The organism is Cryobacterium tagatosivorans, assembly GCF_004402215.1.
GTDB classification, from domain to species: domain Bacteria; phylum Actinomycetota; class Actinomycetes; order Actinomycetales; family Microbacteriaceae; genus Cryobacterium; species Cryobacterium tagatosivorans.
On the sequence record NZ_SOEZ01000071.1, the window covers coordinates 34,674 to 51,041 of the forward strand.

The 16,368-nt window shown below is 69.7% G+C and carries 19 protein-coding genes; 11 read left to right on the top strand and 8 right to left on the bottom strand.

Going from position 1 to position 16,368, the window contains the following annotated elements:
• The first annotated feature begins 45 nt into the window (after positions 1–45).
• The gene (locus E3O23_RS14690) at positions 46–543 is read left to right on the top strand and encodes an OsmC family protein (protein WP_134492260.1); all 498 of its coding nucleotides are present in this window, start codon (positions 46–48) and stop codon (positions 541–543) included.
• Positions 540–1,061, top strand: a complete 522-nt coding sequence (locus E3O23_RS14695) for a GNAT family N-acetyltransferase (protein WP_198415192.1) — start codon at positions 540–542, stop codon at positions 1,059–1,061. The genes E3O23_RS14690 and E3O23_RS14695 overlap by 4 nt, the downstream gene beginning before the upstream one ends.
• Here the strand turns inward: E3O23_RS14695 and E3O23_RS14700 are convergent.
• Positions 1,058–1,300, bottom strand: coding sequence for a hypothetical protein (locus tag E3O23_RS14700; protein ID WP_134492262.1), 243 nt, complete (start codon positions 1,298–1,300; stop codon positions 1,058–1,060). The genes E3O23_RS14695 and E3O23_RS14700 overlap by 4 nt on opposite strands.
• A gap of 83 nt (positions 1,301–1,383) precedes the next feature.
• On the opposite strand from E3O23_RS14700, the gene E3O23_RS14705 reads away from it, so the two are divergent.
• Positions 1,384–1,872 carry a CGNR zinc finger domain-containing protein gene (locus E3O23_RS14705; protein WP_134492264.1) on the top strand — a complete coding sequence of 163 codons (489 nt, stop codon included), beginning with the start codon at positions 1,384–1,386 and terminating at the stop codon, positions 1,870–1,872.
• Positions 1,873–1,895: 23 nt separating this feature from the next.
• On the opposite strand, the gene E3O23_RS14710 is transcribed toward E3O23_RS14705, so the two are convergent.
• A complete protein-coding gene (locus E3O23_RS14710; protein WP_420897675.1) occupies positions 1,896–2,678 on the bottom strand; it encodes a lysophospholipid acyltransferase family protein in 783 nt (260 codons plus the stop codon).
• Between the two features lie 94 nt (positions 2,679–2,772).
• Between E3O23_RS14710 and dxr the strand changes: the two genes are divergently transcribed.
• A complete protein-coding gene (dxr, locus tag E3O23_RS14715; RefSeq protein WP_134492268.1) occupies positions 2,773–3,852 on the top strand; it encodes a 1-deoxy-D-xylulose-5-phosphate reductoisomerase in 1,080 nt (359 codons plus the stop codon).
• Here dxr and E3O23_RS14720 read toward each other — a convergent pair.
• Genes E3O23_RS14720 through E3O23_RS14735 form a run of 4 tightly spaced genes read right to left on the bottom strand, consistent with a single transcriptional unit; the run spans position 3,849 to position 7,176 of the window.
• The gene (locus E3O23_RS14720) at positions 3,849–4,760 is read right to left on the bottom strand and encodes an NAD-dependent epimerase/dehydratase family protein (protein WP_134492270.1); all 912 of its coding nucleotides are present in this window, start codon (positions 4,758–4,760) and stop codon (positions 3,849–3,851) included. The genes dxr and E3O23_RS14720 overlap by 4 nt on opposite strands.
• 45 nt (positions 4,761–4,805) lie before the next feature.
• Entirely contained in the window at positions 4,806–5,204 is a 399-nt protein-coding gene (locus E3O23_RS14725) for a hypothetical protein (RefSeq protein ID WP_134492272.1), read from the bottom strand.
• Complete coding sequence (locus tag E3O23_RS14730; protein WP_134492274.1) at positions 5,204–5,728, bottom strand: hypothetical protein; 525 nt, start codon at positions 5,726–5,728, stop codon at positions 5,204–5,206. Before E3O23_RS14730 ends, E3O23_RS14725 begins: the two co-directional genes overlap by 1 nt.
• Complete coding sequence (locus E3O23_RS14735) at positions 5,725–7,176, bottom strand: serine/threonine-protein kinase (protein WP_134492276.1); 1,452 nt, start codon at positions 7,174–7,176, stop codon at positions 5,725–5,727. Before E3O23_RS14735 ends, E3O23_RS14730 begins: the two co-directional genes overlap by 4 nt.
• On the opposite strand from E3O23_RS14735, the gene E3O23_RS14740 reads away from it, so the two are divergent.
• Positions 7,112–8,443 (top strand): M50 family metallopeptidase, encoded by a 1,332-nt coding sequence (locus E3O23_RS14740; protein WP_198415193.1) that lies wholly within the window; start codon positions 7,112–7,114, stop codon positions 8,441–8,443. The two genes, E3O23_RS14735 and E3O23_RS14740, sit on opposite strands and share 65 nt — an antisense overlap.
• Positions 8,444–8,532: 89 nt before the next feature.
• Here the strand turns inward: E3O23_RS14740 and E3O23_RS14745 are convergent, their stop codons facing one another.
• On the bottom strand, positions 8,533–9,717 hold the full coding sequence (locus E3O23_RS14745; RefSeq protein ID WP_134492278.1) for an acetyl-CoA C-acetyltransferase: 1,185 nt from the start codon (positions 9,715–9,717) through the stop codon (positions 8,533–8,535).
• 199 nt (positions 9,718–9,916) lie between these two features.
• Between E3O23_RS14745 and E3O23_RS14750 the strand changes: the two genes are divergently transcribed.
• From E3O23_RS14750 to E3O23_RS14760, 3 genes are all read left to right on the top strand, one after another.
• Entirely contained in the window at positions 9,917–10,627 is a 711-nt protein-coding gene (locus E3O23_RS14750; protein ID WP_134492280.1) for a hypothetical protein, read from the top strand.
• 56 nt (positions 10,628–10,683) lie between these two features.
• Positions 10,684–11,841, top strand: a complete 1,158-nt coding sequence (gene ispG / locus E3O23_RS14755; protein WP_174775354.1) for a flavodoxin-dependent (E)-4-hydroxy-3-methylbut-2-enyl-diphosphate synthase — start codon at positions 10,684–10,686, stop codon at positions 11,839–11,841.
• Between the two features lie 104 nt (positions 11,842–11,945).
• A complete protein-coding gene (locus E3O23_RS14760) occupies positions 11,946–13,712 on the top strand; it encodes a proline--tRNA ligase (protein WP_174776655.1) in 1,767 nt (588 codons plus the stop codon).
• Between the two features lie 22 nt (positions 13,713–13,734).
• On the opposite strand, the gene E3O23_RS14765 is transcribed toward E3O23_RS14760, so the two are convergent.
• Positions 13,735–14,556: a DUF1206 domain-containing protein gene (locus tag E3O23_RS14765; RefSeq protein WP_134492282.1), complete on the bottom strand. Its 822-nt coding sequence runs from the start codon at positions 14,554–14,556 to the stop codon at positions 13,735–13,737.
• Positions 14,557–14,692: 136 nt separating this feature from the next.
• Between E3O23_RS14765 and nusA the strand changes: the two genes are divergently transcribed.
• From nusA to E3O23_RS18610, 3 genes are all read left to right on the top strand, one after another.
• Positions 14,693–15,703 (top strand): transcription termination factor NusA, encoded by a 1,011-nt coding sequence (gene nusA, locus E3O23_RS14770; RefSeq protein ID WP_134492284.1) that lies wholly within the window; start codon positions 14,693–14,695, stop codon positions 15,701–15,703.
• An 8-nt stretch (positions 15,704–15,711) separates the two neighbouring features.
• Complete coding sequence (locus tag E3O23_RS14775; RefSeq protein ID WP_092321589.1) at positions 15,712–15,969, top strand: YlxR family protein; 258 nt, start codon at positions 15,712–15,714, stop codon at positions 15,967–15,969.
• A 76-nt stretch (positions 15,970–16,045) separates the two neighbouring features.
• Positions 16,046–16,368 (top strand): translation initiation factor IF-2 N-terminal domain-containing protein (locus tag E3O23_RS18610; RefSeq protein ID WP_241983495.1); only part of this gene is annotated, 323 nt, incomplete at its 3' end.

Genomic DNA, 16,368 nt, shown 5'->3' on the forward strand with positions numbered 1-16,368 from the left:
CCTGCGAGAATCGTGTCCGGTTCCGCGATTTCTGGAGGAGATGTCATGAAAGCTGCTCACCACTACGCCGTGCGGCTTTCGTGGACCGGCAACCGGGGCACCGGCACGAGCGGATATCGCGAGTACGGTCGCGAGCACACGATCACGGCCGCCGGGAAACACTCCATCGACGGCTCCGCCGATCGCACCTTCCACGGCAACGCCGACCGCTGGAATCCCGAGGAGCTTCTGCTCACGGCCCTCAGCCAGTGCCACATGCTGTCCTACCTGCATGTCGCCGTTCGGCACGGCGTGACCGTCGTGGCCTACACGGATGACGCGGTCGGCACGATGGAACAGCTCCCGCCCGGCGGCGGTCGTTTCACCTCGGCGACACTGCGCCCCCGGGTCACGATTTCGGACCCGAGGCAGCTCGACCTGGCCCAGTCGCTGCACGCCGAGGCGGCACGGGAGTGCTTCATCGCGGCGTCGGTCAACTTCCCGGTCGGCCATGAGGCGATGACCGTGCCCGAGGTCGTCACCGGGGCGGAATCGGCCGAGTGAGCGGGGTGGTCCGGCTTGTGGTGCTGGACCGGCCGGTCCTTCTCGACCTGGCGGCCGGGGACCTCGCGGCGGCGGGACGCGCGGCGGGGATCGAGTTCCCGCCGTTCTTCGCCGGGGAGGACTGGCTGTGGCGCCTGCACGCCGAGCGGATGCTGCTGCACCCGGAGTCCGTCGGCTGGCTGGCACGGGCCGTGGTCGAGAGGTCAACCGGCGTGGTCGTCGGCCACGCGGGGTTCCACTTCCATCCCGACGCCGACGGCTCGGTCGAGATCGGCTACACGGTGCTGCCGGGCGAGCGGGGCCGCGGGCTGGCGAAGGAGATCGTCGGGGAACTCCTCGCCTTCGCCGTCGCCGAGGGTGTCCTGACGGTGCGGGCGAGCGTCAGCCCGGGCAATGCCGCGTCGCTCGCGGTGATCCACCACTGGGGCTTCGAGCAGCCCGGCGAAGAGTGGGACGAGGAGGACGGCATCGAGCTCGTCTTCGAGCGCCCGGTGCCCACGCGCCCGGTGCGCGGCTAGGCCGCCGGGTAGCCGAGGGCCGGCTGGCCGGCAGCCGGGCGCGACTCGGGCCGCCGCTCCGGCGTGTTCGGCTCCGCGGAGCGCTCGGCGAAGCGGTGGATGGCCGCAGCCCAGAGGCGGTCGCGGGCTGCGGTCGGTTCGTCCTCGCCGTGGCGCTGGCGGCGCAGTCGGCGCGCGCGCTCCGCTTGCTCCTCGTTCTGGCGGTTCAGCTCGATGGCGAAGTAGGCCAGGGGGTTCATCATTCTCTCCGTTCGAAAATAACCAGTGAAACTGCTTTACGGGTTACATGTTACGTAACTGGTGAACCGCGTACAATGGTTATATGACCGATGGCAGGAATGAGTCGAAAGTCGTCCGGAATGGCTCGCAGGATGCGGACCTCCTGGTCGACTTCCTCAACACGCTCGACGTGGAGGACGGCACGGACGCCCTGGCGACGCCGGCCGGCCTGGCAGCCTGGGCCACCGGCCACGGGCTCGAACCCGGCGGTCTCGACGACGCCCGGCGCACCCGGGACGCGCTGCGTTCCCTGGTGACGGGCGGCCGGCCCGAGCTGCCGGCCGTCTCGCTGCATCCGTCCTGCGAGGGTGACGGGGTGTGCCTGCGGTCGAACACCGTCGCCGAGGCCGCGATCGCGGCCACGGTGGTCCTGAGCATCCAGGGGAAGATCGGCCGGGTCAAGCTCTGCCAGGCCGAGACCTGCCGGTTCGCCTACTACGACCATTCCCGGAATGGTTCGCGGGCCTGGTGCAGCATGGAGATCTGCGGGAACCGCTCGAAGGCGCGGAACTTCCGGGCCAAACCGGCCTGAGCTTCGGCTCCCTGAGCTTCGGCTCAGCGGCGCTCGGGGCGCAAAATCGCCTGGGCGACACGCTGCACGACGCCGGTCGGCGGCGTCTCGTTGTACGCGTTCGCGAGTTCCTGCCCGGTGAGGTCGTGGATGGCGGCCATGATCTCATCCGTGGCCCGGCGCCTGGCCCGGCCGGAGTCGGCCGTGCCGTGCTTGCCGACGTCGATCGGTTCGCCGAATTTGACCGTCACCCTGCGGATCCGCGGGAACTTTGCGCCGACCGGCTGGATCTCCTGGGTGCCGATGAGCCCGACCGGCACGACGACCGAATTCGTGGTCAGGGCGAGCCAGGCGACCCCGGTGCGGCCGCGGTAGAGGCGCCCGTCGAGCGACCTGGTGCCCTCGGGGTAGATCGCGAAGGCGCTGTCCGACTCCAGGATGCGCCGGCCCGCGTCGAGCGCGTCCTGGGCCGCCTGCCCCGCGCCGCGTTCAACGCCGACCGCCCCGATCGCGGTGAAGAAGGTCCGGGAGACCCAGCCCCTGAAGCCGGTGCCGGTGAAGTAGCTGGACTTGGCCAGGAACTGCACCGGACGGGGCGCGGTGAGCGGGATCACCAGGCTGTCGATGAACGAGAGGTGGTTGCTGGCCAGGATGACGCGGCCGGTTTTCGGGATGTTCTCCCGCCCGGTGATGTGCGGCCGGAAGACCAGCCGGGCGATCGGCGCCATGATGCCGTAGCCGAGGAAATAGACGAAACCGGGCCTGTTCGCGCGCTCCGGCGCTGCTGCCTCGTCGACGACATCCGGGTCTGGGCTGGCAGCTGTCACCCCTCGACGATAGCGCCGTTCGTATGCGTGCGAGGGAATGTGAATCCCGGGCGCCGGCTCCGCGGGCCGTAGCAGCGGGCCGTAGCATGGGAGCGTGCAGAGAGTAATCATCCTCGGATCGACCGGGTCGATCGGGACCCAGGCCCTCGACGTGATCAAGGCCAACCCCTCCCGCTTCGAAGTGGTCGGGTTGTCGGCCGGCAGCAATCGGGCGCTGCTCGACGAGCAGGCCGAGGCGTTCCGGGTCGACCACACGGCGCTGGGCGCCGCCGAGGCCGAGCAGCTGGTGCGGGATGTCGACGCCGACGTCGTGCTCAACGGCATCACCGGTTCGGTGGGCCTCGGGCCGACGCTGGCCGCACTGAAGGCCGGCCGCACGCTCGCCCTGGCGAACAAGGAGTCCCTCATCGTCGGCGGGGACCTCGTGAAGTCTCTCGCGGCACCCGGGCAGATCGTGCCGGTGGACTCCGAGCACTCCGCGATCGCCCAGGCCCTTCGCTCGGGCACGCATCGGGAGGTTCGGCGCCTCGTGCTCACGGCATCCGGGGGGCCGTTTCGCGGTCTCAGCCGGCAGTCGCTCCAGGCTGCCACGCCCGAGCAGGCGCTGGCGCATCCGACCTGGAACATGGGACTGGTCGTCACCACCAATTCCGCCACGCTCGTGAACAAGGGACTCGAGGTGATCGAGGCGCATCTCCTCTTCGACGTCGAGTACGACCGCATCGATGTGGTCGTGCATCCGCAGTCGGTCGTGCACTCGATGGTCGAGTTCATCGACGGTTCGACCATCGCCCAGGCCTCCCCACCCGACATGCGGCTGCCGATCTCGCTCGGGCTGGACTGGCCGAACCGGGTCGCGGCCGTCGGTGTGCCGATCGACTGGACGACCCCGCACACCTGGACGTTCGAACCCCTCGACGACGCGGCCTTCCCCGCGGTTCAGCTGGCCAAACAGGTCGGCCGGGCCGGCGGAACCTATCCCGCCGTGTTCAACGCGGCCAACGAGCAGGCCGTCGCCGCGTTCCACGCCAGGCGGATCGGCTTCCTGGACATCGTCGCCACCGTGCAGCGGGTCGTGGAGGCGCATGAGCAGGACGGACCGCTGACCCGGGAGTCGCTCGCCGCCGCCGAGGACTGGGCCCGCGCCACGGCCGACACGCTGCTGGCAGGCTAGGCGCGGTAGCTCTCCGCCGTCGTGGCCAAAGCCTCGTCCCAGGGTGTCGCCGCGACGCCGAGCCGGCGTTCCGTCTCCGCGAAGTCGATGACGAAGGGTACGACGAACTGGTAGCTGGACGCCCAGACCTCTCGCATCATCGGGCTCACAGCTCCGAGCGTCCGGAGCAGCCACTGCGGGTAGCCGGACACCGTCCCGTGGGTTCCGTAACGGCGATTGAGCTGCTGCACGATATCCGTTCGTCTCACCGCGCCGCTTGGCACATGCCAGACGCGGCCCCAGTCGCCGGTGTGGTCGGCCGCGGCGACCAGCGTGGACAGTATGTCGGGCAGGTAACTCCAGCTGTGCAGTGCGTCCGGCTTGCCGACCACCCGGGCGGTCTTCGAGGCCTGGACCGCCGTGAAGAATGAGCGACCGAGGTGGGATGTCGCGTCGGCGCCGGGCCCGAAGTAGTCGCTGGCCCGCACCTCGACGGCGCGAATGTCGCCGCGTTCGTGGGCGGCGAGCACCTGCCGCCACCCAGCCAGGCGGATCAGGCCCTTCGTTTCCGTGGTCGCCTCAGGGGAATGCTCCGTCATCGGCCCGGACGGCGAGCCGTACGGGTACAGGTTGCCCATCACGACGAGGCCGGCGCCGGAGGTTGTCGCCGCGGTGATCGCGGCGCGGAAGATGGGCGGCCACTGGGCGGCCCACTTGGTGTACGGCGGGTTCGTGCAGAGGAAGATCGTCGAAGCCCGCGCCGCCGCCCGGCTGAAGGCGACCGGGTCGCCCGCGTCGAGAACGAGGGGCGTGGCACCCCGCGAGGCAGAGCCTGAGCGGGTGGCGATGGTCACGCTGTCGCCGCGAGCGGCGAGGCGTTCGGCCAGTGGGCGCCCGATCAGGCCGGCGCCGACAACGAGGTGCTCCACGGTGGGTCCCCTTCCGCCCGAGACTCTCTGCCCGGGAAACTTCGACTAGTCGTCTTTGCCTTTGCCCTTGCCGCCCTTGTCGCCCTCGCCCGGCTTGGACTCCTTGGTCGGCGTCGGCGTCGGGGTGGGCGTGGGCGTCGGGGTGGGGGTGGCGGCCTCGATGGCCGCGGCCAGGTCGGCGCCCACCTGGTTGATGGCGGCCTGGATCCGGGCGGAGCGTTCTCCCGTCACGTCGCCCGCCGAGGCGGCGGCCAGCAGGTCGGCCTGCAGCGCGTCCAGGGCGGACTGGGCGTCGGCGTAGTCGCCCGCGGAGACGGCGGTGGTGACGCCGAGCACACCGGTCTGCAGGCGCCCGGCGGCCGACTGCTCCAGGGCGGGCGGCGCGGTCGCGCAGCCGGACAGGGTCACCGCGAGGATGACCGCCAGGGTCGCGGCCCGGGTCATCACGGCACCACCGGCACGGCGGATGACGGCGGTGCGGTTCCCGGGGCTGTTGACGGCTGGGGTTCCGTCGTCGGCGTCGGCGCAGGTTCGGGCACGGGTGTCGTCGTCGGCTCCGGCGGAGGGGTGGGCGTCGGCGTGGGCGTGGCCGTCGGCTCCGGCGAAGGTTCGGGTTCGTCGGTCGCCTCGGGAGCCGTTGTCGGCTTCGGGGCTGAGGCGGCGATCGCCGCCGCGAGGTCGGCACCGACGAGCTTGATGGCCGCCTGGATCTCGGCGGCTCGGCCGGCGGACACGTCCCCGGCCTTCGCTGCTGCGAGCACGTCCGCCTGCACCCCGGTGAGCGCGGACTGGGCGGCGGCGAAATCGCCGGCCGCGGCCGCGGTCGACACCGCGAGCACCCCGTCCTGCAGCTGGCCGGCCGCGCCGGGCTTGAGCTCGGGGCTTGAGCCGGAGCATCCGGACAGGGTCGACGCGGCAATCAGGAAGGCGGCGGCCAGGGCAACGGACCGCGCACGGAAACCGCTCACGGCTCGACGCTCTTCTGAAGCTCCTGGAGGTGCGTGCCCAGGGTTCCTTCGACGGCCGGATAGTTCGGTGGGGTCGCTTCCGAGCCGCTCGGCTGCTGGAGGAGCACGAAGGCCAGGATTCCGATGAGCACGGCGGCGACCAGGGCCAGGACGATGGGCAGCCATTTCCTGCGCCCGGACCGCGAAGCACGCCCGGCCCCGCGAGTGGCCTGGGCCGCGGTGTCGTCGGATTCCTGCGGCGACTGCGCCCTGCCCATGACCACCGTCTCCGCCGAGGTGTCGGCCGAGGGAAGCGTCGCGGCGGGGGAGGCGACGGGCAGGAGGGCGGTGGCCGCCGTCTCGTCGGTCTGGTCGCTGGCCAGGAGGGCCGTGGCGTCGGAGGCGCCGGTGGCGATGAGCTGGGTGGCTTCGGCATCCACGGCGCCGGCATCCGCCGCGCCGGGGGAGGTCAGTGCGCGGAGCGCGACGGCGGCGTCGGAGGCGCTGAGCCGGTCTGCGGGCTCCCTGCTGGTCATCGCGCCGAGCAGGTTCGACCATTCGCGGCCGAGGATCGCCGGAATCTCCGGCTGGCGCTGCAGCCGGGCCGTCGCCGACTCGATCGCCGTGCCGGGATAGGCGCGCTGCCCGGTCAGGCACTCGAGCAGGACCAGCCCGAGCGAGTACACGTCGCTCGGCGGGCCGATCGGAGCGCCCAGGGCCTGCTCTGGGCTCAGGTAACTCGCCGTGCCGATCAGCGTGCCGGTCGCCGTGAGTCTCGCCTCGTCCAGGAGCCGGGCGATGCCGAAGTCGGCAAGCTTGGCGTGGGAGCTGCGGCCCGGGAAGCTGGACGGCGCCAGCAGGACGTTCGCCGGCTTGATGTCACGGTGGATGATGCCCTGGGAGTGCACGTAGTGCAGGGCCTCGGCGAGGTCGGCGCCCATCTCGGCCACCTCCGCGGCCGACAGCGGCCCGCCGGCTATCTGGCTGCGCAGGTCGGGTCCGTCGACGAATTCCATGACGATGAAGGTGCGCGGTGCGCCATCGATGACGGCGGTTCCCGCGTCGAAGAGGGTGACGAGGGCGAAGTGGTTGAGGCTGGCCAGCAGTGCGACTTCGCCGCTCTGGCGCTCCGGCCCCGAGTCATCGTCGAGCGAGTCATTGCGGAACAGCTTAATGGCCACGGTCCGGCCGAGGACGACATCCGTAGCCTGGTACACGGCCGCCATGCCGCCGTTGCCGATGAGGCGATCGACGCGAAACCGATCGGCGAGGACATCGCCGATGGGGCTGGCAGTTTGCTGTTCAGACAGGGGATTCTCCTCGGGAATGCTGTGGCTGGGACGCGACCCGCGAGGGGGCCGGTAACCAGCGGCTTTGCAGCTTGATGCGGCTAATCTGGGGCCTGTGGAAACCGTGCTGCTGTTTATCTTAGGTGTCGTCGTCGTTATTGTCGGCCTGGCCCTGTCCATCGGCCTGCACGAGATCGGCCATCTGGTACCGGCCAAGGCGTTCGGGGTCAAGGTCACGCAGTACATGATCGGATTCGGCCCGACCGTATGGTCCAGGCGCAAGGGCGAGACCGAGTACGGCCTCAAGGCCATCCCCTTGGGCGGCTACATCTCGATGATCGGCATGTTCCCTCCGGTCAAGGCGGGCGGCGCCGCCCGCACGGCGGGAACCGGGTTTTTCAATACCCTCGTGCAGGATGCCCGGAGCAGCAGCGCCGAATCGATCGGCGAGGGCGAGGATGCTCGCGCCTTCTACCGCCTGCCGGTCTTCAAGCGCATCATCATCATGCTCGGCGGACCGACCATGAACCTCCTGATCGGGATCATCCTCTTCGCCATCGTGCTGATGGGCTTCGGAACGGCCCAGCCGAGCACGACCGTCGGCAGCGTGTCTGAGTGCGTCCTGCCGGCCACGAGCGCCCGGCAGACCTGCGACGCGTCCGACGAGCAGGCACCGGGCGCCGCCGCCGGACTCAAGCCGGGCGACCGGATCGTCAGCGTCGACGGCACCCCGATCCAGACCTGGGAGCAGTCGACCGCGATCATCCGCGAGTCGCCGGGCACCCCGCTCGAGTTCGTCGTCGAGCGCGACGGCGAGGACGTCAACCTCGCCATCACGCCCAAGCTCACCGAGCGCTACGTCGTCGACGAGGCCGGCGCGATCACCGAGGATGCCTCCGGTAAGCCGGTCACCCGTGAGGTCGGATTCGTCGGGATCGGCCCGGCCAGCGAACTCGTGCAGCAGCCCGCGGCCGCCGTGCTGCCCGCCGTGGGAGACAACATCGTCCGGGTCGGCCAGATGATCCTGAACCTGCCGCAGAGGCTGGTCGAGGTGGCCAACGCCGCATTCGGCCCGGGGGAGCGCGACCCGAACGGGCCGATCAGCGTCGTGGGCGTCGGGCGCGTAGCCGGCGAGATCACGAGCATCGACTCGGTCCCCGTTGCCAGCAAGGTGGCGAGCCTGCTCGGCCTGCTCGGCTCGGTCAACATCGCCCTGTTCGTCTTCAACCTCATCCCGCTGCTGCCGCTGGACGGCGGCCATGTCGCCGGGGCGCTGTGGGAGGGCATCCGTCGCTTCTTCGCGAAGCTGTTCAAGCGCCCGGTTCCCGGACCCGTCGACACGGCCAAGCTCATGCCGCTGACGTTCGCCGTGGTCATCGTCCTCGGCGGAATGAGCCTGCTGCTGATCTACGCCGACATTGTGAAGCCGATCAGCATCTTCGGCTGAGCCCTCCCCCCGCGAAACCGCAGTTGTGCGCGTTCTGAACGCGTTTTAGCGCGCACAACTGTGGTTTCGCGGGAGGGGCGGAGGGGGTTTTAGCGGGAGAGGAGCAGTGCCTCGCCCTGGCCGCCGCCGCCGCAGAGCGACACGGCCGCCTTGCCGCCGCCCCGACGAGCGAGTTCCAGCGCCGCGTGCAGGGCGAGCCGGCCGCCGGAGGCGCCGATCGGGTGGCCGATCGCGATCCCGCCGCCGTGGATGTTCACCTTGTCGCTGCTGAGGCCCAGCTCACGCGAGGACTGCAGGGCGACCGCGGCGAACGCCTCGTTGATCTCGACGACGTCGAGGTCCTCGGCCGACCAGCCGGCCCGGCCGAGGGCGTGGGCGATCGCGTTCGCCGGCTGCGAGTGCAGCGAGTTGTCGGGGCCGGCGACCTGTCCGGAGGCTTCGATCACGGCCAGCCAGGTCAGCCCGTGCTCCTCGGCCCACTGCCTGCCGGCCACGACGACCGCGCTCGCGCCGTCGCTGAGCGGCGAGGAATTGCCTGCCGTGATCGTTCCGTCGGTCGAGAAGGCGGGGCGCAGGCGCCCGAGCGATTCCACCGTGCTGTCGCCGCGAACGCCCTCGTCGGCGCCGATGAGCTTCGGTTCGCCCTTGCGCTGCGGCACGCTGATCGGCGTGATCTCGTCGTCGAAGGTGCCGTCGGCCATGGCCGCGGCGGCCCTCTGGTGCGACGCGGCCGCGATTTCGTCCTGCTCGATCCGGTTCAGCTCGAGTTTCTCGTTGACCCGCTCGGTCGAGATGCCCATCGACAGGCCGTCGAAGGCATCCGTCAGGCCGTCGTGGGCGGCGTGGTCGAGGGCGGTGACGCTTCCGTAGGCCCAGCCCTGGCGGGAGCCGGGCAGCAGGTGCGGGGCCTTCGACATGGATTCCTGCCCGCCGGCGACGACGACATCCGCTTCACCGAGCCGGACGAGACGCGCCGCGTCGATCACCGCGGCAAGCCCCGACAGGCAGACCTTGTTGAGCGTCATCGCGGGGACGTTCCAAGGGATGCCGGCGGCGATCGCGCTTTGGCGGGCCGGGTTCTGCCCGCAGCCGGCCTGGAGCACCTGCCCCATCAGCACGGCGTCGACCTGGTCCGGGCTGACGCCGGCACGCGCGAGGGCGCCCGCGATGGCGGCCGTCCCCAGCTGCACGGCGGTGAGGGAGGACAGCTGGCCGTTCACGCGACCCTGCGGGGTGCGGGATCCGGCCAGGATGACTACGTCGATTGCGGGCATAGGGGTGACTCCTTCGTCTTCACACTGATCTTTCGACTGTAACGCCGATCCGGTGGGACCGGCGCCCCGGCTTCCCGTTGCGAGGGGCAGGCCCCTTGGCCGAATCGTTATGCGGAGCCTCTTCCCGTTCGCGCGCGCGAAATGGGAGGATCGCGGCAGGCGGCGCGTCGGGTCGCGCCCTTGGGGGAAGAGGCACGGGATGCGCCGATCGTTCGGAAGGCCCTTCGTTGTCGGCGTGCTGGTGATCGGGATCGTGCTGGCTGGCGCGGCGTGTGCCTCCGAGCAGACGCCCCGCCCAGCCGTGGACGTGACAGCCTCGCCGGCCCCCGCCCCGCGCGGTGATCCGCTCACCACCGTCACCACCATCATCGTGCGCGCCGAGGCGCTGGACCTCGCGGACGCGGCGGGGTCCGTCGTGAAGTCGCTTCCGTACGACCTCCCGCCCGAGAAAGTGGTGGACGCGCTGTCCGTGGTGATCGGCGGAGAACCCTCGATCACCCCGTTCGCGGCCGGGTTGGAGGCCCCGGCCGGGGTCACCTACTCCTGGACCGGTCTGCGGCTCACCGACTTCCTGCCGACCGTGGGCAACTTCCCGGGCTACAGCGACTTCCAACTCGATGTCACCCGCGGCGTCATCGGCGACGGGGTCGGGATCGAGACGGCGGCCGGCAAGACCGTCGGGCACGAAATCATCGGCGTCGCGAAGGGGTTGGGCCTGAGCGTCGACGTGATGTTCGTCTCGGTCGGCTACGCCTTCGTGCTGGTCGACGTCGGCCCCGAACTCGCGACGCCCGCCGGGGAGAACGTGACCTATCCCAACGCCTGGGCGGTGCGCGCCAGTTCCGATTCGGCTTCGGGCGTCATCGATCACATCTCGGCGCCGGTCAACCTCAGCCACTGGGTGTCCTGACCGACAGTGCCCGGCCGCACAGCCAACGTCCCGGTCACGGCGCGTAAGCTAACGGCGTGGCTGCAATCAATTTAGGGATGCCCAAGGTACCTGAGGTACTCGCTCCCAGACGAAAGACCCGTCAGATCAAAGTCGGCAAGGTACTCGTCGGCGGCGACGCCCAGGTGAGCGTCCAATCGATGACGACAACGCCGACGCCGAACATCAACGCGACCCTCCAGCAGATCGCCGAGCTGACCGCGTCCGGCTGTGACATCGTGCGTGTCGCCGTGCCCAGCCGCGACGACGCCGAGGCGCTGCCGATCATCGCGAAGAAGAGCCAGATCCCGGTCATCGCGGACATCCACTTCCAGCCCAGCTACGTGTACGCGGCGATCGACGCCGGCTGCGCGGCCGTGCGGGTGAACCCGGGCAACATCCGCAAGTTCGACGACCAGGTCGGCGAGATCGCGCGCCGGGCGAAGGCCGCGGGCGTCAGCATCCGGATCGGCGTCAACGCCGGTTCGCTCGACCCGCGCCTGCTGCAGAAGTACGGCAAGGCCACCCCGGAGGCGCTCGTCGAGAGCGCCGTCTGGGAGGCGAGCCTCTTCGAGGAGCACGACTTCCACGACTTCAAGATCTCGGTCAAGCACAACGACCCGATCATCATGGTCAAGGCCTACCGGCTGCTCGCCGAACGCGGCGACTGGCCCCTGCACCTCGGCGTCACCGAGGCCGGGCCGTCGTTCCAGGGCACGATCAAGAGCGCCACGGCGTTCGGCATCCTGCTCTCCGAGGGCATCGGCGATACGATCCGGGTGTCCCTGAGCGCGCCGCCGGTCGAGGAGATCAAGGTCGGCCTGCAGATCCTGCAGTCGCTGAACCTGCGCGAGCGCAAGCTCGAGATCGTCTCCTGCCCGAGCTGCGGGCGGGCCCAGGTGGATGTCTACAAGCTCGCCAACGACGTCACCGACGGCCTCGAGGGCATGACCGTGCCGCTCCGCGTCGCCGTGATGGGCTGCGTCGTCAACGGGCCCGGCGAGGCCCGCGAGGCCGACCTCGGCGTCGCCTCCGGCAACGGCAAGGGCCAGATCTTCGTCAAGGGCGAGGTCATCAAGACCGTGCCCGAGTCCGAGATCGTCGCGACCCTGATCGAGGAGGCCAACCGACTGGCCGCCGAAATGCCCCCGAGCGAGGACAGCCTCGGCGCGCCCGTCGTGACCGTCGGCAAGTAGCCCTACTCACCCCGCGAACCCGCAGTCGTGCGCGTTATGCGGGCCGAATGAGGCGCACGACTGCGGTTTCGCGGGACCGGGCGGGCGCGGCCTAAAGTAGACGGGTGCCTACACGCCTGTCGAACTACTTCCTCCGTACCCTCCGCGAAGACCCCTCAGACGCCGAGGTGACCAGCCACCGCCTGCTCGTGCGGGCCGGCTACATCCGTCGCCAGGCCCCCGGGATCTTCGCCTGGCTGCCAATCGGACTGCGCGTGAAAGCGAAGATCGAGGCGATCGTGCGCGAGGAGATGACGGCGGCCGGCGCGCACGAGGTGCACTTTCCCGCCCTCCTGCCGCGAGAACCGTACGAGATCACCGGGCGCTGGGACGAGTACGGCGACGGACTGTTCCGCCTGAAGGACCGCAAGGGAAGCGACCTGCTGCTGGCCCCCACCCACGAAGAGGTCTTCACCCTGCTGGTCAAGGACCTGTACAACAGCTACAAGGACCTGCCGCTGTCGATCTACCAGATCCAGGACAAGTACCGCGACGAGGCCCGCTCGCGCGGAGGGCTGCTGCGCGGTCGCGAGTTCACGATGAAGGATGCCTACTCCTTCGACTACACCGACGCCGGCCTGGATGCGAGCTACCAGGCCCAGCGCGACGCCTACGAACGCATCTTCACCCGGCTCGGCCTCGAATACGTGATCGTGCAGGCGGATGCCGGCGCGATGGGCGGCTCGAAGAGCGAGGAATTCCTGCACCCGACCCCGGTCGGCGAGGACACCTTCGTGCGCTCGGCCGGCGGTTACGCGGCCAACATCGAAGCCTTCACGACCGTCGCGCCGCCCGCGATCAGCTTCAAGGACCTGACGTCGGCCGAGGTGTTCGACACGCCTGACACCCCCACAATCCAGACCCTCGTCGACCGGGCCAACAGCGCCCACCCGCGCCCGGACGGCCGCGAATGGACCGCCGCCGACACGCTCAAGAACGTCGTGCTGGCGCTGATGCAGCCGGACGGCAGCCGGGAACTGGTCATCATCGGCCTCCCCGGGGACCGCGAGGTCGACCTCAAGCGTGTCGAGGTCGCCTTCGCGCCGGCCGAGGTCGAGGCGGCCAACGAGACCGACTTCGCCAGGCACCCCGGCCTCGTCAAGGGCTACATCGGCCCCTGGTCGATCGCCGGGGCCGTCCTCGGCGAGAAATCCGCCACCGGCATCCGCTTCCTGGTCGACCCCCGCGTCGTCGACGGCACCGAGTGGATCACCGGCGCCAACGAGCCCGGCCGCCATGTCTTCGGGCTCGTCGCCGGCCGCGACTTCCACGCCGACGGAACCGTCGAGGCCGCCGAGGTGCGTGCAGGCGACCCGGCCCCGGACGGCTCCGGCCCGGTCGAACTCGCCCGCGGCATGGAAATCGGCCACGTATTCCAGCTCGGCCGCAAGTACGCCGAAGCGCTCGGACTCAAGGTGCTGGACGAGAACGGCAAGCTCGTCACCGTCACGATGGGGTCCTACGGGATCGGGGTAACCCGGATCCTGGCCACCATCGCCGAGCTCAACAACGACGCGAAGGGCCTGATCTGGCCGGAATCAGTCGCGCCGTTCGACGTGCACGTGATCGCGACCGGCCGCGACGAGGTCGTCTTCGAGACCTCGGAATCCGTCGTCGCGGCGATCGAAGCCACCGGCCGCGAGGTCCTCTACGACGACCGTCGCGGCAAGGTCTCGCCGGGCGTGAAGTTCGGCGACGCCGAGCTGATCGGCGTTCCGAAGATCGTCATCGTCGGCAGGGGAGCGATCGAGGGCATCGTCGAGTTCTGGGACCGCCGCACCGGCGAACGCGAACAGGTCGCCGTCGCCGACGTCGTGTCCCGGCTGGGCTGAGCGCCCCGAGGCGCTGCGCTAGTCAGAGGCGGGCGTACCGAGCCCGAGCGAAGCTGTAGACGCCGAAGGCGATCAGGCCGACCCCGACAACGATCAGGATGCCGGGACCGAACGGCAGGACGATGAGCGCCTTGAGCGCCCCGTCGAGCCCCGTCGCCTTGGCCGCGCTGGCCGTGAGGGCCGCGACCAGGAACAGGATGCCGACCACGCCGAGCGCTAATCCCTTGGCGACGTAACCGAAGACGCCGAGGCTCACGATCGCCGTGCCGACCGGGCCGGTCGGCACGGCGATCGCCTCGGTGAACTTCCTCGCGGCTCCCCGGTAGACGAAGAAACCGCCGATCACGAGTACGAGGAGACCGAGCAGCACGATCAGGAGGACTCCGCCCGGCGCCGCCAGCAACCCCGCGGTGAAGTCCTGGGTGCTCGCGGCCGCGTCCGACCCGGCGCCCAGGGCGAACGAGAACGCCGTTCCCGAGATCGCGAGGTAGGCGACGCCCTTGCCGAGCTCGATCACCCGGTGCGCCCACTTGCGTTTCGGGTCGTAGGCCGGCACCAGGAAGGCCTGGACGACCTGCCACAAGCCGAGGGCGGCCAGGCCGATCACCACGGTCCAGAGCACGAACACCCCGCCGGGCGTGGCGGCGAGCTGCCCGAGGGCGCCGGACTGGTCGGCCTTCGCTCCGCTGGTGCCGGTGGCGACGCCGACGGCGATCAGGCCGATCAGCAGGTGGAGCAAACCGTTGACCGCGTAGCCCACCCGGGCCAGGGTCCGGAACGGCGTGCTGTCTTCGGCCTTGCGCGCCACCTTGCGCACGGATTTTGCTGCGGAATCACTCGTCATTCGCCCAGACTAGCCGTCGGAACGCCACCGGGGACAGGGGCATCCCCGGTGACGGAGCCCCTCGGATTCAGGTACCGTAGAGGTGAGCCCGCTGCGCAGTTTCGCGGCGGCACAATTTGAATAGAGGAGGCCGGCCATGGACATCGACCTCAGTATGTTGCGGCAGATGGAGCGCGAGAAAGAGATCCCCTTCGAGGAACTCGCGCGGATCATTGAACAGGCAATTCTGACCGCCTACCTCAAGCACATCCACCCGGGTGAGCACATGAAGCAGGCCGTCGAGGAAGAGCCGGGGGCGCGGGTCGTTCTCGACCGCAAGACCGGCCACATCACCATCTTCGTCCCCGAGCAGGACGACGAGGGAAACATCATCGGCGAGGGCGTCGACGAGCCGACCGACTTCGGCCGGATCGCGGCATTCGCCGCCAAGCAGGTCATCAACCAGCGTCTGCGCGACCTGGCGGATGACGCGGTGCTGGGCGAGTTCCGCAGCCGCGAGGGCGAGATCGTGGCCGGGATCATCCAGCAGGGTCCCAACCCCCGCATGATCCACGTCGACCTCGGCAGCATCGAGGCGATCCTGCCCCCCGAGGAGCAGGTGCCGGGCGAGAGCTACACGCACGGCACGCGCATCCGCGTCTACGTCACCGCAGTCGGCAAGGGGCTCAAGGGCCCGCAGATCACCGTGTCACGCACCCACCCGTCCCTGGTTCGCCGCCTGTTCGCGCTCGAGGTGCCCGAGATCGCCAGCGGCGTCGTCGAGATCGTGTCGCTCGCCCGCGAGGCCGGCCACCGCACCAAGATCGCCGTGCGCGCCACCGAACCCGGCGTCAACGCCAAGGGCGCCTGCATCGGCGAACTCGGGCAGCGTGTGCGCGCCGTCACCGCGGAGCTCAACAACGAGAAGATCGACATCGTCGACTACTCGCCCGACCTGGCCACGTTCGTCGCCAGCGCGCTGTCTCCCGCCAAGGTCACCAGCGCCTACGTCATCGACGAGTCGATCAAGGCCGTCAGGGCGCTCGTTCCCGACTACCAGCTGTCCCTGGCCATCGGCAAGGAGGGCCAGAATGCCCGCCTCGCGGCCAAGCTGACCGGGGCCAAGATCGACATCCAACCTGACAGTATTCTGGAGGACGCCGAATAGGGGGTACGATGGAACCCGTTAGAACGTGCATTGGATGCCGTTTGCGCGCACCTCGCTCCTCTCTTTTGAGGGTTGTGGCCCGGGAATCGGAACTCGTGGCGGATGAAACCGCCACACTTCCTGGCAGAGGCGCGTGGTTGCATCCCACCGTCGCGTGCTTCCAGGACGCACAGCGGCGACGCGCCTTCGGGCGTGCCCTTCGCGTGACCAGTTCCGTGGACGCGAAACAACTAGAGAACAGGCTGACTTGGCTAATGGATAACTAATGAGCGGCTCGAAATGAGAACCGTCCGTTACTAACGGTCTGCCCCTTTCCGGGTGCAGGCCCGGAACAGGAGAATTGTGGCTGCAAAACCACGCGTACACGAGATCGCAACCGAGCTCGGCGTCGACAGCAAGGTAGCCCTTGCCAAATTGAAGGAAATGGGCGAGTTCGTCAAGGGACCGTCCTCCAGTGTTGAACCCCCCGTAGCCCGGCGCCTCCGCGCCGCGCTCGAGGCCGACGGTGTGAAGACCGCCGCCGCGGGAACCAAAACCGAAGCGCCGGCCGCCGCAAAGCCGGCCGTCGCATCGACCGCCAAGCCGGGTGGGGCCCGCCCCGCCCCGGCCAAGCCGGCCGCACAGCCCGTCGCCGCGCCGGCAGCCCCGGCACCGGTCGCCGTGGC